Source organism: Aminobacterium sp. UBA4834, from assembly GCF_002400205.1.
GTDB lineage: Bacteria > Synergistota > Synergistia > Synergistales > Aminobacteriaceae > Aminobacterium > Aminobacterium mobile.
This window is the reverse complement of sequence record NZ_DHFC01000017.1, coordinates 58,395-81,638: the sequence shown is the minus strand read 5'-3', so window position 1 is coordinate 81,638 and position 23,244 is coordinate 58,395. Positions and strand designations below refer to the sequence as shown.

Below are 23,244 nucleotides of genomic sequence, written 5' to 3'. Positions count from 1 at the left end.
TTTAGCGGAGGTGAAGTATGGTGAAAAGAACGTGTAATGTGATTGTTTTTATCGCCGTTTTGGCGGTTCTTTTCGGGGTCATGAGCACGACTCCTATATTGGCGCAGGATGTTTTTACGGGGAATCCGGTGGCTAAGATAGCAAAAGAAACGTCTCCAGCAGTAGTGAATATTGACGTGGAAACCATGGTTACTCGGTCAGTAATGCCTTTCCCTGATGACCCTATCTTCAGGCAGTTCTTTGGCGATGAGTTTCAACGATTTTCTCGCACTATTCCAATGAAGGGTCGTGGCTCTGGTTTTGTTGTAACAGAAGAGGGACAGATTTTGACAAATAACCATGTAGTAGAAGGTGCTGATAAAATTACAGTGACTCTTTCGGATGGCCGAACGTTTCCGGCGAAGGTTCTTGGCACAGATCCCACTTTTGATTTGGCTGTCATTAAGATCGAAGCAAAGAAACTTCCTGTATTAAACTTGGGTGATTCTGATCGTTTGGAGGTAGGGGAGTGGGTCGTAGCCATAGGAAACCCCTTTGGACTTGAACACACTGTAACGGTGGGAGTTATTTCTGCTAAAAATAGAAGTATCCATGCTGGAGATGTTAATTTTGAAGGTTTTTTACAAACTGATGCGGCCATTAACCCTGGGAATAGCGGCGGCCCCCTCATTAATCTTTCTGGGGAAGTAGTGGGCATTAATAGCGCTATTGTCCCGTATGCTCAAGGGATAGGTTTTGCTATTCCTATAAACATGGCGAAGCAGGTTATGAATGACTTGGTAAAATATGGCAAAGTTAAACGAGGATGGTTAGGAGTGTATGTCCAGCCTCTTACCAAGGAATTTGCCTCAGCTTATGGCGTAAAAGAAGAGGAAGGAGCTGTTATTAGCGATGTGGTTCCGGGCTCTCCTGCGGCAAAGGCTGGGCTTCAGCGTGGAGATGTAGTAACAGCTGTAAATGGGAATAAAATTAAAAACCATCAAGATTTTGTCTATAAAATTCGGCAATCTATGGCTGGAGACAAAGTAGAGATTGACATCGTCAGGAAAAGAGATGTGCAAAAAGTAACGGTGAAGTTGGCAGAAGTATCTTCTTCTCCAGATGGGGCAGAGGATACAACTCAGGCTCCTAAGACTTCAGAGCTTTTAAGTACCATCGGTTTGCGGGTGAGTGATGTTACAAGTCAGCTGCGTTCGAAGTATGGACTTAAGAGAGATGATGGTATTGTTATAGTTGGGGTTGAAGCTGGCTCTTTTGCTATGAGGTCGGGCATTCGAGAGGGAGATATGATTTTAGAAGCTAACGGGCGAAAAATAGCCAAAGTAAGCGACTTGGATAGGGCTGTTGGTGAGAAAGACCGTTCTGTGGTGCTTCTTCTTGCGCGGGATGGACGAACGTTCTTTGTGTCTATGAGTTTTTAGTGAGTTTGTTTTAACTCATAATCAAAATCAAATAAAATAATACCCGAGAGCTTCTAGGGGAGTCACATCCCAGAAGCTCTCGGGTTGTTTAGTAGGTGTCATAATCGGAAAGTGCGTTACTGTCTAACTTAAAAGCAAGGGTGAACGAAGCCCCCTTCCCAATTGTTGATTGTATATCCATTTGAGCTCGATGGAGTTCTGCTATACGTTGTACCAAAGAGAGGCCAAGTCCATAGCCGCCGCCAGTTCGAGCAGTATCGGCACGCCAAAAGAGATCTCGGCACTTTTGAATGGCATATTCATCCATACCTTGTCCTGTATCCCATACCCTCAGATAAGCTTTTTGCTTTTTTATATCGCTCCATGTTTCCACTCCGATGGTTCCCCCTTCGGGAGTGTATTTGCTGGCATTATCTAAAAGGTTTGAGACGACCCGAGTAAGCAAATCCAGGCTCCCAAAAACTGGAGCAAAAGAAAGCTTCTGCTTCAGGATTTGGTGTCTTGATTTCTTTATGAGAGGAGCCATGTTTTCACAGGCTTCATCGGCGGCCATAAGAAGGTCTATTGGCTCCATCCATTCGGGACCTGCAAATTTTGAGAAACGGGATAGCTCCAAAATGGCCTCGACTATTTGCTGCATATTATCTACATGCATTCGAATTTCTTCAAACTTTTGTTGGTAATATTGAGGTTCTCTTGGGGTCATAAGGGCTATCTCTATTTTCCCTTTTATAACGGAAAGAGGCGTTCTCAGTTCGTGACTTGTATCGGCAGAAAGCTGCTTAAGCTGAGCCATGGATTCGTCATACTGGTTCAGAAGGTCGTTTACGTTATTGCGCAGTTCCACTAGTACTGGTTGCTCCCCGAGAAAAGGGATTCGAACATGGTCTTCTTTCTTTCGCTGTTTATGTAAACTGATAGCTACCTTTCGGAGGGGGATCATAAAACGGAGCTCCATATGCCAATAACAAAAAAGAAAAGTAAGAATTACAATTGTTACGGCCCAGAACAAGTGCGCAATGATAATTTTCCCGGTCTTATAGGACCAGATGCCAGCTACAATAGAGACAAAAATAACAAGCATGGCAAAAAGGGACAACCTGACTAACTTCAGATTGCCCCCCCGTCTTGTTATAACATTATAAGAGAATCTCTTCAGTAGTTTGAGTAGTTTGCGAGGTCGCAAAGCTTATCACTGGCGCATTGTTGGCGCCCGTTTAACTGCACTCGGGGCAACTAACTTTATACCCTACTCCTCGTACGGTTACTACAATTGTGTCCAAACCGTATTCGCGAAGCTTGTCTCGCAAATATTTAATATGGACATCCACTACGTTGCTCGTTCCATCATATTCTTTTTGCCAAACTTGAGAAATAATCTTTTCCCTGGTAAAAACCTGATTTTCATGACGCAAAAGAAGATCCAAGATATCGAACTCTCTTCTTCTCAGTGGTAAAACATCATTTTCTACTCGGCATTCCCGAGCAACAGGATCCATTGTGAGAGGTCCACAGTGAAGTAAATGATGTTGTAGGTCTACATTCCGTCTTAACAACGTTCTAACACGTGCAAGTAGCTCGCGGAAATCAAAAGGTTTTACAAGAAAATCATCTGCACCTTTATTGAGGCCTTCCACTTTATCGTCTACGCTGTCTTTGGCTGTCAAAATAATGATAGGTGTAACTACTCCGTCGGCCCGAAGTCTGTCAAGTACTTCTAGACCGCTAATTCCTGGCAACATAAGATCCAGAATAATACATTCACATTCTGGATTCTTTGCCTTCTCCAGGCCCTCTTCTCCTGTATAAGCTCGCTCCACAGAGTACCCACTCTCTGCAAAGCCTTCGGCGAGAACCTGGACAAGATCCTTATTATCTTCGATAATAAGCAACGACATGTCTATCCCCCCCCCGCTCCTAGATTTTTGCAATTTACGTTAACTCTTTATTATTTAACCATATCTTTAAAACCATGTCGAGTGCAGAATTAGATATTCTATAAAATTCTGTATTTTTGCCGAGGGTATTTTTCTACGGAATGGGCAATTGTCAGAATCTTATCATCGTGATAATATTGCTAAGACCCTTTACTAGGATATACAGGTAGATGTATTTCTTGGTTTCGGGATTTTAGCCTATGAGGTGAGTTATATGCTAGAGAAAGAGCAGAAACAGCAGATCATTGAGGAATTTCGTACACACAGTGCTGATACTGGGTCTCCTGAGGTTCAGGTTGCAATGTTAACCACTCGCATTAGAGAACTGACGGAACACATGAAAAAGCATACGAATGACTTCCATTCAAGACGGGGGCTTCTTAAGATGGTTGGTAAGCGGCGTAAGCTTCTTCGCTATCTGAGAGACAAAGATTTTAACAGATACAAAGAGCTGATTGAGCGACTTGGGCTTCGTCACTAATCGAGTGAAGATTAGATCTTTTTTTCTTAAAAAAGAATGAAAGTTTTGTGCGAGAGCGGCTGTTGGCTCTCGCACTTTTTTTGCTCAATGTGTTATTCTTATCCAGTGAATTTCGAAGAGGTAGAAAATAGAGGAGGAACAACGTATGGAAAAGAAATTTTCAATCGAGATCGGAGGTCAGCTTATGACCTTTGAGATGGGGAAAGTGGCTAAACAAGCGAATGGAGCTGTTGTAGCCCAAGTTGGAGATACAGTAGTTTTAACAACTGCCTGTATCAACGATACCCCGAGAACGGGAATAGATTTTTTCCCATTAGTGGTGGATTTTGAGGAACGTTATTATTCGGCCGGGAAAATTCCAGGTGGGTTTATTAAAAGAGAAGGACGTCCTACTGAAACGGCTATATTGAGTGCTAGAGTTGTGGATAGGTCCATCCGATCCCTCTTTGATGAAAATCTGAGATACGAAGTTCAGGTTGTGGCTACGGTTCTATCTGTAGATCAGTTGAACCCGCCGAGTGTGTTGGCCATTAACGCAGCTTCTGCAGCCCTTATGATTTCTGAGATCCCTTGGGGAGGCCCTATTGGCGCGGTGCGAATCGGGTATATAGATGATCAGCTTGTAGTGAATCCGACAGAAGAAATGATGGCAAATTCTAAACTGGATTTGCTTGTTTCTGGTCATAAAGATGGTATTACAATGGTGGAGGCTGGAGCTAATGAAGTATCGGAAGAACTTCTTGTAGATGCTTTGGATCTGGCCCATGCAGAGATAAAAAAGATAGTGGCGCTGCAGGAAGAGATGCGGAAAGAGATGGGGAAAGAAAAGGTAGAAATACCAGCCCCAGAGGTATTGCCAGATATAGATCAATGGCTCCATGAATCAATGCAGCAAAGTGTCTATGAAGCGGTGTGTATTCATAAGAAGAAACCCCGGGCAGATAGGATTCAGTCTATTAAAGATACAGCAATAGACCGTTTTGCAGAAACCTATCCTGAATCTGAAGGGTACATTAGCGCTGCGGTTGATGAGATGGTTAAAAAGACTATGCGAGCCCGTATTCTAGACGAACATGTACGAGTCGATGGGCGAGCAATGAACCAAATTCGTCCCATCACATGTGAAGTGGACGTATTGCCACGGGTACACGGCTCAGCTTTATTTACTCGAGGTGAGACTCAAGCGCTTGTTGTTGCCACTCTTGGTATGATGGGTGTTGATGATCAGATTTTGGACGGCCTTAAACAGGATGAGCCAAATAAACGCTTCATTCTTCACTATAATTTCCCTCCTTACTCTGTTGGTGAAGTTCGCCCCATGAGGGGGCCGGGACGAAGAGAGATTGGTCATGGAGCGTTGGCAGAACGAGCGTTGCGCCCTATGATTCCAGATGAAGTAGATTTCCCTTATGTCGTTAGAATAGTATCTGATATTCTCGAATCCAATGGTTCCAGCTCTCAGGCCTCGATTTGTGGTGGAAGTCTGGCCCTTATGGCAGCCGGAGTTCCAATAAAAAAGCACGTGGCTGGAATAGCTATGGGGCTTATCAAAGAGGGAGAAAAAGTAGAAATCCTTACGGATATTCAAGGTCTGGAAGATCATTATGGAGATATGGATTTTAAAGTTGCTGGAACTCGAGACGGTGTTACTGCCCTGCAAATGGATAATAAGGCTGGAGGTATTACGCGAGATATCCTTAAGAAAGCTTTGAATCAGGCCCAAGAAGGTCGAATGACTATCCTCAATATTATGGGATCGGCCATTTCCCAGCCTACGGAACTTTCTCCGTATGCTCCTCGAATTTACGTTACTCATATTGATCCTGAAAAGATACGAGATGTTATTGGGCCAGGTGGTAAGATGATTCGCAGCATTACGCAAGAATCTGGTGCGAAAATTAATATAGAAGATTCAGGGGAAGTTTATATAGCGAGTACGACCAGCGAAGGGGTAGAAAAAGCTCTTGCTATGATCAGGGGGCTAACGAAGGAGTTAGAGCCAGGAGAGATATATCTCGGGAAGGTAACCAGAATAATGAATTTTGGTGCTTTCGTAGAGTGCCTCCCTGGAAAAGAGGGGCTTTTGCATATAAGCGAGATAAGCCCTCATCGTGTAGGGAAAGTAGAGGATGTCTTCTCTGTGGGGGATGCTGTCCTTGTCATGGTAAAGGAAATAGATGATATGGGACGGACGAATTTGACTCGTAAAAAACTTTTTGACCAAGAAGATCGGGTGGTAAAAGAAGGATTCGCCTCCTCTTTAAACGAAGAAAAAACACGAGAAACTCTTATTGCTTCTCAGATGGCGGCTGCCGCTGCCACTCGTCCCACAAGCACTGGGCGCCGTACCGGTGGGTATGATCGCAGTGGAAAAGAAAGAGGGGGGCAGGATCGCCGCTCTCAGGGAGACCCTCGCCGATGAGACGAGTTTCGGTAAAAATTGTCCGGCAAAGTAAGGACATCCCTTTACCGGAATACGGGACCCCTTATTCATCAGGAGTGGATCTTAGGGCTTCAGAAGAGTTGGTGCTACAGCCAGGAGGATGGGGAAGCGTAGGGACTGGACTGTACATAGAGTTACCTGAAGGCTATGAGGCTCAGGTGAGACCTCGTAGTGGTTTAGCTTTACGCTCGGGCGTCACGGTGCTTAATGCTCCAGGCACTATTGATAGCGATTATCGTGGAGAGATACGGGTTATTTTGATTAACCACGGTGAGTCTCCTTACCACGTAAAACCAGGAGATAGAATAGCTCAGATGGTTCTAGCTTCCGTAGCGCAGCTAGAATGGGAAGAAGTTTCCAATCTCTCTCTTTCACAGCGGGGAGAGAGCGGTTTTGGAAGTACTGGAATGAATTGATGCTGGTTGACATTCTGGCGCAGAGGTAGTATAAATCTCGCCAAATAGGCGTATCTGAATATCTACGGCAATGAAGGGAAGAGTAGTTTAAGTTCAAGCTGAACAGAGAGGAGAGGTTATAGGCTGAAAGCCTCTTCCAGCGGACTTTTACGAAAACCATCCTGGAGTCGGCATCGAAGCCTTTAAAGGATAAGGTGCAGGGGAGTGCCCCTTATAGTGCAAAGAGGGCCAACTTTTAATAAAAAGTTGGAACTGGAGTGGAACCGCGATCAAGCCCACATCGTCTCCAGAAAGAGCGATGTGGGCTTGATTATTTTCAGCAGGGAGGTATTCAGATGTTTGAATTGAAAGGGCCAGATGCCAAGGAATTGTCTCTGGAAGAAGGAAAGGTTCTAGACGTTTTAAAGAAGTGGGGTGCCCATAAAGGGGCAGTGGCAGCCAAGCTGAATGGTCAGCTTCTAGATCTATCGGCAGATATTCATGAGAGCGGAACGCTTGAAGTTGTTGATGAAAAGAGCGAGGAAGGGTTAGAAATTCTTCGCCACTCAACAGCGCACTTAATGGCACAGGCCTTCCAGACTCTTTATCCTGAGAGTCGTTTTGGGATAGGGCCTTCTATTAAAGATGGCTTTTATTACGATATGGAACTGCCGGAAACTATATCGGAAGAAGATCTTCCAAAAGTAGAAAAGGAGATGCATCGCTTAGCGAAGCGAGCTTTTCCTCTTGAAAGGGTTGAGCTTTCTAAAGAAGAGGCTATAGAGTTTTTTAAGAAGCGCAATGAGATCTATAAGGTAGAGCTTATAGAAGAGATAGATGCTCCTACAGTAAGTCTCTATAAGCAGGGAGATTATGTAGACTTATGTCGTGGCCCTCATATCCCCAATACATCCTGGATAAAACACTTTAAACTTCTTTCAGTGGCAGGGGCATATTGGAGGGGCGACGAGAAAAACATAATGTTAACTCGTGTCTACGGAACTGCGTTTGCTGATGAAGAGTCGTTGGAAGCGTATATTACAAAAATTGAAGAAGCTAAAAACAGGGATCATCGGAAAATAGGGAAGGAACTTGATCTGTTTAGTATTCAGCCTGAAGGGCCTGGCTTTCCCTTTTTCCACCCCAAGGGTATGGTGATTCTCAATAAATTGACGGAATTCTGGCGGCAGGTGCACGAAAGAAACGGATATTGCGAGATCAGAACGCCCCTTATACTTGACCGCAGCCTTTGGATCCGCTCTGGGCACTGGGATCACTATCGAGATAATATGTATTTCACAGAGATTGATGAGATGCCTTTTGCTATTAAACCTATGAATTGTCCTGGTGGAATTCTTATTTATAAAAACCAGATCCGAAGTTATAGGGATCTCCCGTTGCGTATGGCGGAGCTTGGCACAGTACATAGACATGAGCGATCAGGAGTGTTGCATGGGTTAATGAGGGTTCGATGCTTTACCCAAGATGATGCTCATCTTTACTGTACGCCAGATCAAGTTAAAGATGAAATAAAGGGCATTATGAGATTATGTCAGTATATTTACAGAGACGTTTTTGGTTTTAAGTATACAATGGAACTTTCCACCCGGCCGGAGAATTCCATGGGATCAGAGGAACAGTGGCGTGTAGCAGAAGGGGCGTTGCAAGAGGCGCTAGAGGAAACTAATATGGACTATCATATAAATCCTGGAGATGGGGCTTTTTATGGGCCGAAGATAGATTTTCATCTTGAGGATTGTATTGGTCGGACCTGGCAATGTGGAACGATTCAGCTTGACTTCCAGATGCCTGAGAAATTCGACCTATCTTACGTAGGCGCTGATGGAAAAGAGCACCGTCCGGTAATGCTTCATCGGACTATTTTAGGAAGTTTGGAGAGATTCTTTGGCATACTTATAGAACAATATGCCGGCGCTTTCCCCTATTGGTTGGCCCCAGTGCAGGTGAAATTACTTTCTATTTCTGAAGATTTCTTGGGATATGCCAAGGAAGTGCAGGAGCAATTAGCAAATAAAGGTATTCGTGTGGAAGTAGACAGCCGAGATGAGAAGTTAGGAAAGAAAATTCGTGACGCTCAAATGCAGAAGATTCCCTATATGGTAGTCCTTGGGGAAAAGGAGATGTCAAATAGAGAAGTGGCTCCTCGAGAGAGGAGTAAAGGAGATCTCGGTGCCATGTCTATAGAAAAGTTCTTAAATATATTACTTAAAGAGGAGTTTAACCCTCTTGTTTGTAGGTAATTGCTATATTTAGAAGACTGTGATATAGTTCTCTCTATCAAAGTAGAGGCCACCCTCTCACCTGGTGACGCAAATAGCTGTTGCCTGGTTAGACTGTAAAAGATTTATGTGCGTACAGTATGAGGGCCGGTGGTTTTCCATCGGCCCTTTTTTATATTTATCACGGAGGTGAAAGGTTATAGCCAAGAGAGAAGAAGGGGAACCCCGCGTCAATGAGGAAATTACCGCGAGGGAAGTTCTGCTGATCGATGAAAACGGAGTAAAAATAGGTGTAACTGCTGTAGAAGAAGCTTTACGAATGGCTGAAGAAAGAGGGTTGGACCTTGTAGAGGTTGCTCCTCAGGCTAAAGTGCCTGTATGTCGCATTCTTGACTACGGTAAATATCGTTATCAGCAGCAGAAAAAAGAAAAGGATGCAAGGAAAAAACAAAAGGGCCAGACCTTGAAAGAGATGAAGATGCGCCCGAAAATTGATGAGCACGATTATGATTTTAAGGTTCGGGCTGTGCAGAATTTCTTGAAGAATGGGCATCGAGTAAAGGTCTCTGTCTTCTTCCGTGGTCGTGAGATGGCTTTCCTTGACAAGGGGCGGGAGGTTTTGGAGAGAGTGATTCGCGATTGCGAAGGCTTGGGGAAACATGAAGGCGAACCTCGAATGGAAGGCCGCTACATGAGGATAATGATTACTCCTGCAGGGCCGGTAAAGCCCAAGGAAGGGAGTAATAAACAGCCGAAAAAAGACCAGAACAATCAAAACACCGATAATCCGAACCAGGGTTCTTCCTCTGGAAAAACTGAATAAACGTTGGAGGATTATATTTCTTTATTGGAAGGGGGTATTTATTATGCCTAAATTGAAATCCCATTCTGGTGCGAAAAAAAGATTTGCAGCTACAGGTACTGGAAAGTTTGCTTATAGGAAAAATGGAAGAGGGCACCTTTTGACAGGGAAGAGCAGAAGCAGAATTCGTCGTCTTCGTAAGGCTGGATATGTTTCTGATGCATTGGCTACAGATATGAAACGGCTGCTTCCTTATAGCTAGGGGCAAGATGCATTCATAGATTTTAAAACTTTTAATAGATAGATTGAAAGAGGTGACATGCTATGCCTCGTGTTAAGGGTGGTAGCACAAGCAATAAGAAAAGAAAGAAACTTTTTGCCATTACAAAAGGATATTGGGGCAGAAAGAAAAATGTTTACAGAAGAGCACGAGAAGCTTTCCTTCATTCCCTTTCAAGGGCTTATGATGATCGTAAGATTAAGAAAAGAGAGTTTCGTCGTTTGTGGATTACTCGTATTAATGCTGCGGCACGTGCTCAGGGGATGTCATATAGCACCCTGATGAATGGGCTTAAGAAAGCCGGCATCTCTATCAATAGGAAGATGCTTTCTGAGTTGGCTATTAACGATATGCCAGCCTTTGTAAGATTGGTGGAGCAGGCTAGAGACGCTTTGGGGCTGTAATTTTGAAAACCTATAGTTCTCTCAGAGTAGAGAGGGCAATTGTTGGAGGGTTCCTATCGCTAGTCGTGGTAGGAACCTTCCTTATATGGGTCCTCAATATGGCGTGGGGGAAGCCTATAGCTTTTGTTGATGCTCTTTTTACAGCGACATCTGCTTTGTGTGTTACTGGGCTTTCTGTTGTGGATACTGGACAGGACCTTTGTTTAGCCTCTCAGTGGGTTGTTTTGACCCTGATACAACTTGGGGGGTTAGGGGTTATGACTGCCGCTACAGCTCTTCTTTTGCTGCTGCGTCAAAAGATAGGGATCCGTCAACGGCTCCTTTTTGCTGGGGGATTAGGTTTGGATACTCCCGCCGGAGCAGTTCGCCTTTTAATGAAAATACTTAAAATGACAATTCTCATAGAGGGGCTGTGCTGCATCCCTCTCTTTATTGCTTTTGTTAAAGACTATTCTCCTGTTCGAGCACTGTACCTCGCTGTTTTTCACAGTATAAGTGCTTTCTGTAACGCAGGCTTTTCTCTTTTCTCCAACAATTTAGAGGGGTATGCCAATACGTTTTGGGTTCCGGCGACTGTTATGTTTCTTATTGTTTCTGGTGGTGCAGGATTCCTTGTGTTATCTGGAGTTTGGCGATACACCATTCGGGGTGAGAGTTTAGCCCCTCATTGCCGTTTTGTTTTGATTGTTACGGCAGGATTGATAACTGTTGGAACGACTCTTTTCCTTATTTCAGACTGGAATGGTGCGTTTCAAGGGCTGTCTCCTGTTCTGAAAATTTGGAACGCTCTTTTCCAAAGTATTACTCCTCGTACAGCGGGATTTGATACAATTAATCAAGCGCAATTTTCCTCTCTGGGATTGTTTATAACATGTTTGTTCATGATTGTAGGGGCTTCTCCTGGATCTACTGGTGGTGGCATAAAAACGACAACGTTTGGCTTGCTTATAGTATCCACCTTCGCAGAGCTGCGAGGAAAAAAACATATTGTTCTGTGGAATAGAGCTGTTCCTATTGACAATATACGGCGGGCACTAACGCTTACGGTCCTTTATTTCAGTACAGTTTTGATGAGTTTGATTGCCCTATCTATAACAGAATCAGTTCCTTTCCATACCCTTGTTTTTGAAGCTTTTTCCGCTATGGGGACAGTGGGCCTTTCGTTGGGTGTCACTTCTTCCCTTTCTTCTATAGGTAAAATGATCCTTGTCTTGTTGATGTTCTGGGGGAGGGTTGGTATCCTTACATTCATGTATGGCATAGTGAGTCATGAGACGAGAGATAATGTAAGCTATGCTACAACGAATATACCGATAGGCTAGGAGGCTTGTTATGGCCGAAGAGCGAAAAATGATATTAGTAGTTGGTTTGGGGCGTTTCGGGTTTTCTCTCTGCGAGAAACTGGCTGCATTGAATCAATATGTTGTAGGTGTTGATGCAAACCCTCTTAAGGTAGAAGAAGTGGCGGATATTATAGATTTAGCAGCTCAGTTAGATGCTACCGACGAAGACGCTCTTATAAAAGTAGGCGCTAAAGAGGCGGATATAGCCGTTGTTACTATTGGGGAGAATGTGGAAGCCAGTATTTTGGCCACTACAATTGTTAAGGGGTTTAATATCCCTCTCGTTGTAGCACGAGCCCAAACAGCTCTCCATGCAAGGGTGCTTTCCCGTGTTGGAGCCCATAGAGTCATATTCCCCGAGAGAGATATGGGGCAACGGGTAGCGGAACAGTTTGTTCACCCTTGGTTGACGAGTTTTTCCCAACTTCCCGGCGGGGATTATCTTGTGGGTGAAATTTTTCCTCTTGCTGAGATGATAGGTAAGACCTTGGCAGAACAGGAATTTAGGAAAAAGTATAATGCAATGGTGTTGCTTTTCGATAGGAAGGGGTCAAGATTCCTTCCTTCTGCCGATACAGTTGTTGAAAAGGATGACCGACTTTTGATAGCCGGTAAAAAGAAAGACCTGGATATACTGCTTGAAATTATTCAGGAAGAACGAAAAAGGGAGGGTAATGGGGCGTGAGTGAAATATACGATGACATTCAAAAGTGTAGAAAAGATTTCCTCGACCAGCTTAGACAGGCTCGAACGGCAGATGAGATACAGCAGATAAAGGTTCACTTCCTCGGTAAAAAAGGGAAAGTCACTGCTCTGTTGAAGACTCTTGGTTCGTTGCCTCCCGAGAAAAGGCCAGAAGTAGGACAGCTCGTTAATAAACTTAGAGATGAGTTGGAAGAAAATCTGGAATCGAGTAAGGTCTCTCTGGAAAAACGAGAAGCAGAGATTGCTGAAATGCAAGATCAGATAGATGTAACACTTCCTTCTCGAGGACGTTTATGGGGAAGCTTCCATCCAGTAGTTCAGGTTACTATGGATGTAATTAACATTCTTTCTGGTTTAGGGTTTTCAGTGGCTCTTGGTCCAGAGATAGAAGATGATTTTCATAATTTCGAGGCTCTGAACATTCCTTCTTATCACCCCGCTCGAGATATGCAGGATACGTTTTATTTTGATGACAAACACTTGCTTCGTACCCATACGTCTCCTGTGCAGGTTCGTTCCATGCTGAAATATGGAGCTCCACTGCGGATTATTTGCCCGGGGAAAGTATATCGTCGCGATAGTGACCCGACCCATTCTCCTATGTTCCATCAAGTAGAAGGACTTTTAGTAGACCGCGATGTCTCTATTGCAGACTTGAAAGGATGTCTAGAAGTTCTCATACGTAGTATTTTCGGCAGACCGTTGGCTGCTCGTTACCGGGCAAGTTATTTTCCCTTTACCGAGCCTTCTCTTGAACTAGACATAGAATGTATAGAGTGTTCTGGGAAAAATCCTCATTGTCGAATTTGTAAGGGAACTGGGTGGTTGGAAATTGGCGGACTTGGAATGATTCATCCTAACGTATTGAAAGCTGGCGGAATAGATCCATCAGTTTATAGTGGATTTGCTTGGGGAATGGGGCTTGATCGTATAGCTTTATTGAAGTACAAATTAACGGACCTCCGCGTACTTTTTGAAGGGAATGTTCCCTATCTTCTTTCCGGGAGGAATAAATCATGTTAATGTCCTGGAATTGGTTAAATAGTCTTGTTTCTATTCCTGCTTCATTAAAAGATGTAGCAGAAAAACTTACGGTAACTGGCTGTGAGATAGAAGGTATTACCTATCCCTGTGAAGAATTATCTGGAGTATGGGTTGCGAAAATTATATCCCTTAAACCTCATCCTAATAAAAGCTCTCTTTTTGTAGTTCAGTTGGATTATGGAAAAGGTGAAGCCTATTGTGTAACGGCTGCTACCAATCTTAAGGAGGGAGATTTGATTCCTTATGCTCCTCCGCAGGCAGTACTTGCCGACGGGACAGTGTTGTCTGAGCGAGATTTTGATGGGATAGTGAGCCAGGGAATGATGCTTTCTGCCGAAGAAATTGGATTACCTGATATTGCTGATGAATTTGGCATTTTACGTTTGCCAGACGATGCTCCTGTAGGCGCAGACCTGAAAAAATATCTTCGATTAGACGATGCGGTCTTAGATGTTTCTGTAACGCCTAATCGAGGAGATTTACTCAGTGCACTTGGTATAGCTAGAGAAATTTATGCTCTTTTCCCCGATGCCGTAGGAAGAAAAAATATGAAAAATCGTCCCGATGAAGGACAACTTTGGCCGATGGATTTTCGTACACCTACTCTTAAGGACGGAGGGTGTCGCCGCTATCTTCTGGGGCTCGCTACAGATGTGAAAATAGGGCCGTCTCCACTACCTATACGGATCCTTCTCTCTCTCATGGGGATGCGTCCGATCTCGAATGTTGTGGATGCGACTAATTTAGTAATGCTTCTTATGGGGCAACCTCTCCATGCTTTTGATTTAGACCGTTTGCCTGAACGGGAAATAACGGTGCGATCCGCGAAGGACGGAGAGCATATGACAACTCTTGATGGGAAAGAGCGAGTGCTTGACTCGTTAGACCTCCTCATTACGAGTAACGGTGTCCCTATTGCTCTTGCTGGAGTCATGGGAGGAGAAAGCACTGAAATTTGTGATACTACCAAAAACGTGGTTATAGAAAGTGCCAGTTTTGATCCTGTTCGGGTCAGTCGAACATCTCGCCGCTTAGGGTTGAATAGCGAAGCGTCGTTCCGGTATGCTAGAGGAGTAGATCCAGAGCTTGTCTACCCAGCTATGGCTTGTGTTTTGTCTCTTCTAAAGGAGTGGGGAGCTGCTCATACAGAATGGAATGTGCTGTCGGCAATCAATGATATTCCAGCAAGCAGGGATGTCGCTTTAACGAGAGAGAAACTGCAAAGAATTTTGCTCTGGGATGATTTGGAAGAATCTTCTCGCATTCTTAATCGCTTGGGTTTTATAGAGAAAGAGAAGAAGGATAATATAAGAAAGTTTCAGGTCCCTTCGTATCGGCCTGATGTCTCCATAGAGGAAGATCTTGTGGAGGAAGTAGCTCGAATTCGGGGCTACAATGATATGCCGAGTCGTCTCCCTCGCAATATGAGTAGCCGGGGTGATCATGGCGCTTTAATGGAACTTCGGTCTCATCTACGACAGATAGCTTTAGCTCGTGGGTATGTGGAAGTCATAACATATAGTTTCCTTCCTCCATCCTATACCAAGCTTTTCTGTCTTCCAGAAGACGATAGAAGGGCTTATCTTTCTGCGCTCTCTAATCCTTTGAGCACAGAATTATCTGTTATGAGAACTTTTATGATACCTGGTCTCTTAAATGCGCTTGCTTCATCGTTACGTACCGGCTGGAGAGAGGCAGTGCGTATTTTTGAACAAGGACGGGTCTTCTTGCAAGATGCTGAAGCTGAGAGTGGCATAAAAGAAGAAGAACACATTGCCGGCCTCGTTTACCCTGGTCGAGATATAAGAAAAATTCACAAAGATAGTGATTTGGAAGATTTCCTTTCAGTTAAGGGAGATGTGGAGGCCATTATATCTAGTCGGGGGTACGCATGCCGTTTTATTCCTGGAACAGAGCCTTTTGGCCATTGTGGTCAGACGGCCCATGTTTTCGTTAATGGGAATAGAGTGGGATATTTGCTACGTCTTAAGCCTTCTCTGGAAAGAGAGCTCGATCTGGGATCTCCCATCTATGTCTTTGAGTTGGCGTTAGAGCCTCTTTTGACGGAACGCCAGCCTGTTTTTGTTGAAAATCCGCCTTATCCGGCGGTACATCGCGATATTTCTCTTATTGTCTCTCAGGAGAAATTAGCGGGTGATGTGGAAATGGAGATACGCAAGGCGGCAGGGGAACTATTATGGAACCTTCGACTCTTTGATGTTTATGTAGGGAAGGGTATCCCGGAAGGGACACGAAGTTTGGCTTTTTCTTTAGCCTACCGTAATCCAGCTCGTACCCTCAGTGATGAAGAAGTGGATGCTGTACATAATAAAGTTAGAGAAGAAATGGTTGTACAAGGCTATACCCTTCGATAATTTTGCAGAGAGAGGAATGGGGGTTATAGAATGGTAACGCTTAATTCCATAGAACAATTGGCTGGAAAGTTAGCAGAGTTTATTATTAAGCTTAAAGATGAGAATGAGCAGCTGAAGAAAGAAGCATCTCTGCTTCGAAATAAGGTTTCTGAAAAAGAATTAGAGCATATTAGGGAAACGAAAGAATTTCAGCGTAACATAGAATTGCTGGAACGAGAAAAAATGGCTCTTCAAAAAGATAAAGCGCAACTGGACAGTCAGGTCAAGAGCGTTTACGATAAGCTCAACGCTCTTCTTCCAGAAGAGTTGGAATCAGGGCGTAATTCTTAGTGGAGGAGTTGGATCCTTTGTCTATCCCTTTACGGGACGTAACTCTCAAAATAGGGAAACGGCAATATAATCTAAAGACAGCGCTTGATGAAGAAACGTATCGTCGGGTTCTCTCCTTGCTGAATGAAGCTGCCAATACTATAGGAACGGAGGTTGCCCAGGAGCATCTTTTGCTTCTGGTCAGCCTTCATCTTGCTTATTGTCTCGACCGCGTGGGAGTGTCTTTGCAGGAAGTTCTTCGAGAGGCTGAAGGAGACTCGGTTTCGTCATGAGCTTTGCTTTAGGTGTAGACGTCGCTGTTGCCATATTAATAGTGTTCTTTTGTCTTCGCGGGCTGTTTCGAGGTCTTTCAGGAGAGTTTTTTTCTCTTCTCGGGACAGTAGGCGGAGTTGTTTTGGCTTGGCGTTTTGCCCCAAGTGTAGCTACGTGGTATCTGACTAAATGGCCTGGAAATCATTCTATAGTAATGATTCTTGCCATGGTGTTGTTTTTTCTTGTAGCAGTAGTGGCTAGTACTGTCCTTTGCCGTATTGTTCAGGCTTTCCTCCGCTGGACGGCCCTTTCTTTTGTGGATCGTATATTAGGCTCTATTGCCGGAGCTTTAAAAGCCATAGTTTTGGTCATGTTTCTCTATGCTATCCTTCTAGCTTTGTCCCCGTTCTTTTCTCTCCAATGGATGGAAAAAAGTATTTCTATGCGAGTTGCTTCTTCTGCTTGGCCGTATATCTATTCATTTTTTGAAGGAAGGAGCAACATGGAATATCATATGCAATATATTACAGGAGGGGAAAAACTCCCACATGAAAGTTCATAAGGACGTATGGCGCCTTCTCGAAATGGATAAGGTCCTTTCAATTTTTGCCTCAAATGTACGAAGTAATTTAGGACTCCAGACTCTAGCTCATTTGGCTCCTAGCGAGAATCTTGAAAATCTTTACCAACGACAAGAGCTCTTACGAGCGTATAGAGATTATGTAGACCGTAGCGGGGATTTCCCTTGGACACAAAATGTAGATAGCGTTGAAGATCTTCTCTTATCGGCACGAAAAACGGGGCTTCTTTTGGGGAGAGAGCTTCTTTCCGTTCGTACTCTTTTGCTTCTTGCAGAAAAAATAAAGGCAGCTCTTAGTTCTATTAAAGAAGAAGTTCCACCGTTTGGGGTGCTTTTGCGTAAAATTCGTGACTTTTCGCAGGAAATGAAGGCTCTTTCTGTTTTAGATGAGGATGGTAACCTTTTTGATTCAGCCTCACCGGATCTGTCTAGAATTAGGAAGAGTGAAGATTCTGTGCGGCAAACTATCCGCGCCCGCGCTCAGTCGATATTTTCAAATCCTCGGTTTAATTCTATGTTGCAGGAAAAGATTTTATCCTATCGTCAAAACCGCTTTACGGTTCTTGTTCGACAGGAGTTTGCTTCCCGATTCCCTGGAACTATTGTTGATCGTTCAGGATCAGGTAATTCAGTGTACATGGAACCTCGAAGTATGGCGGATCTGAACAGCCGCCTCGTTCTTCTTCTTCGAGACGAAGAAGAAGAGAAGCGAAGAATTCTTAGCGAGATCACAGCCCAGGTTCTTTCACGTGAGCGGGCTATTTTAGATGCAGAGAAGGTTCTTGGCCAAATAGATTTACTTTATGCTGTAACAACTGTTATGGACAAAAAAAAATGGAAGTTACCCTTATTGGCCGAGAAACCTCTTTTTGCTTTCCATTCATTGCTCCACCCCCTTTTAGGCGAGCATGGCGTTCCTCTTTCTATAGAATGCGGTCGGGATTTTCGCATATTAGTAGTTACTGGCCCTAATACAGGTGGGAAAACAGTGACTTTAAAGGCTGTAGGTGTTGGTACTATTCTTGCATGGTGCGGGTTGCCCATACCTGCCGAGGAAGGTTCTTTTGTGGGGAACCTCAATGTCGTATATGCTGATATTGGCGATGAACAGAGTATTGAACAAAACTTATCGACCTTTAGTTCCCATTTAAAAAATATAATCCATATTATCGAGGAAGCTGATAGTCATTCTCTTGTGTTGCTTGATGAGTTGGGGGCTGGGACCGATCCTCAGGAAGGGGCAGCTTTAGGAGTAGCATTACTTGACACAATGCGAGAAAAGAAGTGTGTAACCCTGGCGACGACTCACCACAACCCTATTAAAAGATATGCTTTAACGACGCAATATGTAGAAACGGCTAGTATGGAGTTTGATGCTGAGACTCTCGCTCCCACCTACCGCTTGTTAATGGGTATTCCCGGTCGAAGTAACGCCTTATATATTGCTGAACGGTATGGTATGCCTGTCGATGTCCTCGCGAAAGCTCGATTGGCTCTTAAAGAACAAGAAGTTTCGGTGGAAGATATTATAACAGATCTACAAGAACGAAAAGCTCATTTGGACACCGAACAGAAACAGATAGAGAAAGCCCGACAGGAGCTTGCGGTACGACGGGAAAAATTTCAGGAAAAAGAAGCTTGTTTTGAGCGACAGAAGGAACAAATTCTTTCGCAGGCTGAACAAAAGGCTACTTCTATATTGGTCGCAGCTGAAGAAGAGTCGCGACGTATGCTTCGGGCTCTTGATGAATCGGCCAAGTCTGCTGTGCAACGAGCATTGCACCCTAAACGAGAAAAAATTAGGGAGAAGAGAAAAGAGCTGGAGAAAAGAGAGGAGAAGAGGGCGCTTTTAAAGATGAAAAGTGAAGGGTTTCATCCCGAAGTTGGGGATACAGTAAAAATATCAGGAACAGATATTACTGGTACAATTGTTACTCTAAAAGGGAAAAAAGCTGAGGTTTTGGCAGGGGCCATTCGCATGGAAGTTCCTATAAGCACTTTAACTCGTGCCTCTAAACCAGCGAGGGAAGCCATGTTGCCTCCTTCCCCGAAGATAGTAAGGCCGGAAGGAGTACCAAACTCCCTTATGGTTCGTGGCATGACTGTAGATGAAGCAATGCCCCTCGTGGAAAAGTATTTGGACCAGGCCATGAGAGCGGGGTACGGGAGCGTGGAAATTATCCATGGCCGAGGAGAAGGAATTTTACGTCGGGAAGTACATACCCTTTGTGCCCATCTTAGTTATGTAGAAAATTATCGACTGGGGGGACCTGGCGAAGGCGGGTATGGGGTAACCATTATCACCTTTAAAAAATAGATATGTATTTGCATACAATAAAGAACGATCTGATACGTGGAAGTTGCGCGATTACCTGGTACGTGGTAATATTCTCGGCGTTCATTATGTGCCTGTAGCTCAGCGGATAGAGTATTGGCCTCCGGAGCCAAGGGTCTGGGGTTCGAATCCCCACAGGCACGCCATTGTAAATATAGAGCCGGGTTGTCGAGAAGGCAACTCGGCTCTTTTTATTGTATGTTATTGAAAGGATCTGATGATTTGAACGTCTTAACTTTTTCTGCTGCATTGCTGGTCTTTTCTGTTTTAGGTCTTGGGATTGCAGTTTCTAAAAAAGTAGGGAATGTTTCAGATTATACAGTGGCTGGGAAAAAAGCGGGTGTTTCAGGAGTTGTAGGGGTGATTATGGGGGCCTTAATGGGAGGAGCTTCTACTGTAGGTACAGTTCAAATGGCCTACAAATATGGTCTTTCTGCTTGGTGGTTTACACTTGGAGGCGGTGTAGGATGTATTATCCTTGGTCTAGGCTTCGCTTCCCGCCTGCGTGAGGCAAATGTAACGACAATCCCAGGTTTTTTGAAGAAAAACTACGGAATGTCTGTAAGCATTGTTTCCATGATTGCATCTTCCTTAGGCACTTATATTGCTATTGTTGCCCAGTTTCTTTCTGGAGTCGCCTTGCTGCAGAGTATCCTCCCTTTATCTCCATTTGTTTCATCGATGATAGTGGTATTTTTTGTTTTAGGCTTTCTCTATCTCGGGGGATTAAAGAGCTATAGCCTTATTGGCAAGGTGAAGATCATAATGCTTTTTCTTACTTTGGGATCGTCAGCAGCTTTGATTTTTATTCAAGGTGCTACGCCTCTTTGCCTGATAAAGAGCATGCCTTCGTCTCCCTTTTTCAATTTTTTCGGCGCAGGGATTTCGAAGGGGATTGGTGCCTTTTTTTCCATGATTGTCGGTGTTTTTTGCACGCAAATTTATCTCCAGGGAATTTTTGCTGCATCTGATCCTCAAGTAGCTCGTAGAGGGGCATTGCTTGCCGGCGTATTAATTCCACCTTTAGGTTTGATGGGGGTTTACATTGGCCTCTATATGCGAAGTATTGGAGGTAGTATAGACCCAGCTCACGCGTTGCCCATCTTTATTCGTCTTCATTTCCCACCTGTTGTTGGAGGCGTTTTTTTAGCTGGGATTTTTATTACAGTTGTCGGAGCTGCAGCAGGTCTCTCTTTTGGCGTCGCCACTAATTTAGTACAAGATTTCCTTAACAATATATCGTATATTTCACAAAGGATGAAGGGAGCGAAGGGACTCCTTTTAAGTCGTGCAACAGTTGCTGTTATTGTCGTTAGTGCAGCCTGTCTGGGAATTGTTTTTAGAGGCGACCTCATTTTAAATTGGAGCTATTTGAGCATGAGTTTACGGGGAGTAGGTACTTTTTTGCCTCTCATTGTGGCTCTCCTTTACCCTGGAGCGTTGTCTCCTTTCTGGGCTTTTCTGTCTGCCATTGCTGGGTTAGGTGCTGCTCTTATGACCCCTCTTTTTTCCCATTCAGTAGAGCCGCTTTTTGTAGGACTTTTACTTTCAGGAATACTGACATTTGTAGGGCTATTTGTCGGGAGGTGAACTTTTTGAAACAGCACGTTTTCTTAAAGAAAATTGTAAGCTATGCTAAAAAGGAAGCAAAAGTTGTAATAGAGCCAAATCCTTTTCATATAGCGGGTGGGGGACAGCCTGGAGATACTGGACATCTTTATGGCGAAAATAATTTTGAAGCCACTGTCCTTGATTGTGTAAAAGATGGGAAAGAAATGATACTGCTTATTAAAGTCCGGCATGGCGAGCTGAAAGAGGGTGTCCCTGTAGACGTGGAGGTAGATATGGAGCGTCAGTGGCTTTTTTCTCGCATGCACTCTGGGGAGCACGTGCTTTCCCGGGCTTTGGAACGGGCATGGCCTGATTTGCATATTTACAAAGTGGCTATTGGGGCGGAGTTCTCAACAGTGTATCTTCGCTACCCCGGTGAACTTTCTTGGGAGATGCTTTTCCGAGCGGAGGACGAGGCAAACCTTGTCATCAAACAGAATCTCCCTGTAAATATTTCTTTCCTATCCCCTCAAGAGGCCATGAATATGAAAGAATTAAAGGCAAATTGGGAAAGAATCTCAGATGAGGAAACTATCAGAATTGTGACAATTCCAGATTTTGACACGATTGCATGTTCTGGCACTCACGTTACAAAAACATCTGAAATAGGGGGAGTTGTGATAGAGGGGTTCAGAGGTCACTCTCCTGAATGGGAATTTCGATTTTCTGTTCATGTAGAGGATGTTTTAAAAAGAGAAAGCCGAGCTGCGAGAATGTTGTTACGAGAAATTGGCTGTCCTTTAGATAAATTACAGGACGTATATAGACATCTGCAAGAGGAGAATAAAGCCTTTGTTAAGAAGATGGACAGACTAAGAGATTTTGTGGCTTTCCCATGGAAGGAAGAGAGGGTAGGAGGAGTGTCACTTTTTTGGTATGACGTATCTGGAATTCCAGAAGAGGTTGCTTCTTCAGCAGTAAGTCGCCTGTTAAAAGAACGGCCCGATATCACGTGTTTATTTCTCCTTTATGACCACGGGAAAGGGGGCAGCCAGTTTTTCTTAGGGGCAGGTGAAAAAGTAGAGGTAGATTTCCGCCTTTTCCTGCGGGATACCTCTGAATTAAAGGTACGGGGTGGAGGCCAGAAGAGTTGGGTCCGTGGCTACACTCTTTGCGAAGATCCATCTGTCTGGGTAGGTAAAATTATTGATTATATGATGTCACTTTAAATACATATAAAAAGAGAAGAAATGGAGACTGTCCTTCAACGAGACAGTCTCCATTTCTTTTATATTGGAGCTATTTTTAGTTAAAAGGTGGGCAGTTTCATCCCTACTTCTTTGTAATACTTTGCTGCGCCAGGATGTAGAGGGACAGAAACGCCATCAAGAGCAGTGTCCAGGGTGATCAACTGAGCTTTTGCGTGTACGGGACGTAACTCGTCAATATTATCCCAGAGAGCTTTAGTAACGCGGTAGATTAATTCCTCAGGAAGGTCTGCATCACAGACTAAAAGGGCCATAACAGCTGGAGTTTTAATATCTCTGTCTATTCCCTGGTAGGTACCAGCTGGAATAACACTTTTCACAAAGTACGGGAATTCATTAACGAGTTTATCTGTAAAATTATCATTGAATTCTACAAGGTCTACATCATGTGTGGTAGCCAAATCCATTATTGAGGTTGTGGGATAACCGGCAACGACAAAACCTACGTCAAGCTGTCCATCTTTAAATCGTTGAGTTGTAATGTTGAAATCTAGAAAATCAGTTTGCATGTCGCTATATTTTATATCAGCTACATTCAGGATAGCAGAAACGTCGCCCTGTACACCAGAGCCAGGGGCGCCAACAGAAACTCTTTTCCCTTTCAGGTCCATAATATCTTTTACTCCGCTGCCTTTCAGGGTAATGCAGTGTACATGTTCGGGATAGAGAGAGGCCACGACTCGAATATTGTCATATGCACCTTTTTTGAAAGGGCCCATTCCCTTTGCAGCCCAATAAGCGATATCGTTTTGAGCGAAGACCATCTCAATTTGATGAGTGCCAAGAAGGTTAATATTAGCCACAGATGCGTTTCCTGTTTCGGATGTTACCTGAACATCACCAAGATGCCGAGTGAGAATATCCGCTATACCACCGCCTAAAGGATAATAAGTACCGCCTGTTCCACCAGTAGCGATGGAAACAAAGGTCTTCGCTGAAGCGGCGCCAGCGAAGGCTGTCAACAAAAGACAAAATACAATTACCAATATTAGTGTTCTTCTTGTCATTTTACACATTCCCCCTCAAAGAGTTTTTTCGGCTCCTTCCGCTTTGAATCT

Annotated in this window: 21 protein-coding genes, 1 tRNA gene and 2 other annotated features; of the genes, 19 read left to right on the top strand and 3 right to left on the bottom strand. The window is 44.0% G+C overall.

The annotated features are described in order from the left end of the window. Window positions 1-17: 17 nt before the first annotated feature. Entirely contained in the window at window positions 18-1,421 is a 1,404-nt protein-coding gene (locus B3L97_RS06045) for a DegQ family serine endoprotease (protein WP_286934574.1), read from the top strand. Between the two features lie 88 nt (window positions 1,422-1,509). Here B3L97_RS06045 and B3L97_RS06040 read toward each other — a convergent pair whose 3' ends face one another. Together B3L97_RS06040 and B3L97_RS06035 are read right to left on the bottom strand one after the other, a co-directional pair. After that, window positions 1,510-2,520 (bottom strand): sensor histidine kinase, encoded by a 1,011-nt coding sequence (locus B3L97_RS06040; protein ID WP_286934572.1) that lies wholly within the window; start codon window positions 2,518-2,520, stop codon window positions 1,510-1,512. A 118-nt stretch (window positions 2,521-2,638) separates the two neighbouring features. Beyond that, window positions 2,639-3,319 carry a response regulator transcription factor gene (locus B3L97_RS06035; RefSeq protein WP_286846329.1) on the bottom strand — a complete coding sequence of 227 codons (681 nt, stop codon included), beginning with the start codon at window positions 3,317-3,319 and terminating at the stop codon, window positions 2,639-2,641. Between the two features lie 253 nt (window positions 3,320-3,572). On the opposite strand from B3L97_RS06035, the gene rpsO reads away from it, so the two are divergent. The 18 genes from rpsO (at window position 3,573) to B3L97_RS05945 (ending at window position 22,147) form a co-directional block, all read left to right on the top strand. Beyond that, the gene (rpsO, locus tag B3L97_RS06030; protein WP_024822480.1) at window positions 3,573-3,839 is read left to right on the top strand and encodes a 30S ribosomal protein S15; all 267 of its coding nucleotides are present in this window, start codon (window positions 3,573-3,575) and stop codon (window positions 3,837-3,839) included. A 145-nt stretch (window positions 3,840-3,984) separates the two neighbouring features. Next, a complete protein-coding gene (locus B3L97_RS06025; RefSeq protein ID WP_286934571.1) occupies window positions 3,985-6,261 on the top strand; it encodes a polyribonucleotide nucleotidyltransferase in 2,277 nt (758 codons plus the stop codon). Further along, window positions 6,258-6,698 (top strand): dUTP diphosphatase, encoded by a 441-nt coding sequence (gene dut / locus B3L97_RS06020; protein WP_286846327.1) that lies wholly within the window; start codon window positions 6,258-6,260, stop codon window positions 6,696-6,698. The genes B3L97_RS06025 and dut overlap by 4 nt, the downstream gene beginning before the upstream one ends. A gap of 61 nt (window positions 6,699-6,759) precedes the next feature. Next, window positions 6,760-6,989: a binding site (T-box leader), on the top strand. Between the two features lie 44 nt (window positions 6,990-7,033). Beyond that, window positions 7,034-8,938: a threonine--tRNA ligase gene (gene thrS / locus B3L97_RS06015; protein ID WP_024822477.1), complete on the top strand. Its 1,905-nt coding sequence runs from the start codon at window positions 7,034-7,036 to the stop codon at window positions 8,936-8,938. 34 nt (window positions 8,939-8,972) lie between these two features. Further along, window positions 8,973-9,097: a sequence feature (ribosomal protein L20 leader region), on the top strand. A gap of 19 nt (window positions 9,098-9,116) precedes the next feature. Then, complete coding sequence (gene infC, locus B3L97_RS06010) at window positions 9,117-9,740, top strand: translation initiation factor IF-3 (protein ID WP_024822476.1); 624 nt, start codon at window positions 9,117-9,119, stop codon at window positions 9,738-9,740. A 43-nt stretch (window positions 9,741-9,783) separates the two neighbouring features. Next, the gene (rpmI, locus tag B3L97_RS06005; RefSeq protein WP_286934569.1) at window positions 9,784-9,981 is read left to right on the top strand and encodes a 50S ribosomal protein L35; all 198 of its coding nucleotides are present in this window, start codon (window positions 9,784-9,786) and stop codon (window positions 9,979-9,981) included. Between the two features lie 62 nt (window positions 9,982-10,043). Continuing rightward, the gene (gene rplT / locus B3L97_RS06000) at window positions 10,044-10,403 is read left to right on the top strand and encodes a 50S ribosomal protein L20 (protein ID WP_024822474.1); all 360 of its coding nucleotides are present in this window, start codon (window positions 10,044-10,046) and stop codon (window positions 10,401-10,403) included. A gap of 2 nt (window positions 10,404-10,405) precedes the next feature. Then, a complete protein-coding gene (locus B3L97_RS05995; protein ID WP_286934567.1) occupies window positions 10,406-11,725 on the top strand; it encodes a TrkH family potassium uptake protein in 1,320 nt (439 codons plus the stop codon). A gap of 10 nt (window positions 11,726-11,735) precedes the next feature. Next, a complete protein-coding gene (locus tag B3L97_RS05990; protein ID WP_286934566.1) occupies window positions 11,736-12,431 on the top strand; it encodes a potassium channel family protein in 696 nt (231 codons plus the stop codon). Continuing rightward, window positions 12,428-13,474: a phenylalanine--tRNA ligase subunit alpha gene (pheS, locus tag B3L97_RS05985; protein WP_024822471.1), complete on the top strand. Its 1,047-nt coding sequence runs from the start codon at window positions 12,428-12,430 to the stop codon at window positions 13,472-13,474. The genes B3L97_RS05990 and pheS overlap by 4 nt, the downstream gene beginning before the upstream one ends. Further along, window positions 13,468-15,870, top strand: a complete 2,403-nt coding sequence (pheT, locus tag B3L97_RS05980; RefSeq protein WP_286934564.1) for a phenylalanine--tRNA ligase subunit beta — start codon at window positions 13,468-13,470, stop codon at window positions 15,868-15,870. Before pheS ends, pheT begins: the two co-directional genes overlap by 7 nt. A gap of 30 nt (window positions 15,871-15,900) precedes the next feature. Then, window positions 15,901-16,200 carry a hypothetical protein gene (locus B3L97_RS05975; protein ID WP_024822469.1) on the top strand — a complete coding sequence of 100 codons (300 nt, stop codon included), beginning with the start codon at window positions 15,901-15,903 and terminating at the stop codon, window positions 16,198-16,200. 17 nt (window positions 16,201-16,217) lie between these two features. Beyond that, window positions 16,218-16,472, top strand: a complete 255-nt coding sequence (gene zapA, locus B3L97_RS05970) for a cell division protein ZapA (protein ID WP_024822468.1) — start codon at window positions 16,218-16,220, stop codon at window positions 16,470-16,472. Continuing rightward, window positions 16,469-17,014, top strand: a complete 546-nt coding sequence (locus B3L97_RS05965) for a CvpA family protein (RefSeq protein ID WP_024822467.1) — start codon at window positions 16,469-16,471, stop codon at window positions 17,012-17,014. The genes zapA and B3L97_RS05965 overlap by 4 nt, the downstream gene beginning before the upstream one ends. Further along, window positions 17,001-19,349 (top strand): endonuclease MutS2, encoded by a 2,349-nt coding sequence (locus B3L97_RS05960; RefSeq protein ID WP_286934561.1) that lies wholly within the window; start codon window positions 17,001-17,003, stop codon window positions 19,347-19,349. Before B3L97_RS05965 ends, B3L97_RS05960 begins: the two co-directional genes overlap by 14 nt. An 88-nt stretch (window positions 19,350-19,437) precedes the next feature. Beyond that, window positions 19,438-19,513: transfer RNA gene (locus B3L97_RS05955), tRNA-Arg, on the top strand. Between the two features lie 76 nt (window positions 19,514-19,589). Next, entirely contained in the window at window positions 19,590-20,957 is a 1,368-nt protein-coding gene (locus B3L97_RS05950; RefSeq protein WP_286934559.1) for a sodium:solute symporter family protein, read from the top strand. Window positions 20,958-20,962: 5 nt separating this feature from the next. After that, entirely contained in the window at window positions 20,963-22,147 is a 1,185-nt protein-coding gene (locus B3L97_RS05945; protein WP_024822464.1) for an alanyl-tRNA editing protein, read from the top strand. 80 nt (window positions 22,148-22,227) lie between these two features. Here the strand turns inward: B3L97_RS05945 and B3L97_RS05940 are convergent, their stop codons facing one another. Then, window positions 22,228-23,193, bottom strand: a complete 966-nt coding sequence (locus B3L97_RS05940) for a TAXI family TRAP transporter solute-binding subunit (protein ID WP_286934558.1) — start codon at window positions 23,191-23,193, stop codon at window positions 22,228-22,230. Between the last annotated feature and the right edge of the window lie 51 nt (window positions 23,194-23,244).

Coding starts and splice junctions, on each gene's coding strand:
- B3L97_RS05975 (WP_024822469.1), top strand. CDS start 15,901: ATGGTAACGCTTAATTCCATAGAACAATTGGCTGGAAAGTTAGCAGAG.
- B3L97_RS06045 (WP_286934574.1), top strand. CDS start 18: ATGGTGAAAAGAACGTGTAATGTGATTGTTTTTATCGCCGTTTTGGCG.
- rpsO (WP_024822480.1), top strand. CDS start 3,573: ATGCTAGAGAAAGAGCAGAAACAGCAGATCATTGAGGAATTTCGTACA.
- rpmI (WP_286934569.1), top strand. CDS start 9,784: ATGCCTAAATTGAAATCCCATTCTGGTGCGAAAAAAAGATTTGCAGCT.
- dut (WP_286846327.1), top strand. CDS start 6,258: ATGAGACGAGTTTCGGTAAAAATTGTCCGGCAAAGTAAGGACATCCCT.
- B3L97_RS05965 (WP_024822467.1), top strand. CDS start 16,469: ATGAGCTTTGCTTTAGGTGTAGACGTCGCTGTTGCCATATTAATAGTG.
- B3L97_RS06035 (WP_286846329.1), bottom strand. CDS start 3,319: ATGTCGTTGCTTATTATCGAAGATAATAAGGATCTTGTCCAGGTTCTC.
- B3L97_RS06025 (WP_286934571.1), top strand. CDS start 3,985: ATGGAAAAGAAATTTTCAATCGAGATCGGAGGTCAGCTTATGACCTTT.
- B3L97_RS05960 (WP_286934561.1), top strand. CDS start 17,001: ATGAAAGTTCATAAGGACGTATGGCGCCTTCTCGAAATGGATAAGGTC.
- B3L97_RS05940 (WP_286934558.1), bottom strand. CDS start 23,193: ATGACAAGAAGAACACTAATATTGGTAATTGTATTTTGTCTTTTGTTG.
- thrS (WP_024822477.1), top strand. CDS start 7,034: ATGTTTGAATTGAAAGGGCCAGATGCCAAGGAATTGTCTCTGGAAGAA.
- pheT (WP_286934564.1), top strand. CDS start 13,468: ATGTTAATGTCCTGGAATTGGTTAAATAGTCTTGTTTCTATTCCTGCT.
- rplT (WP_024822474.1), top strand. CDS start 10,044: ATGCCTCGTGTTAAGGGTGGTAGCACAAGCAATAAGAAAAGAAAGAAA.
- B3L97_RS05990 (WP_286934566.1), top strand. CDS start 11,736: ATGGCCGAAGAGCGAAAAATGATATTAGTAGTTGGTTTGGGGCGTTTC.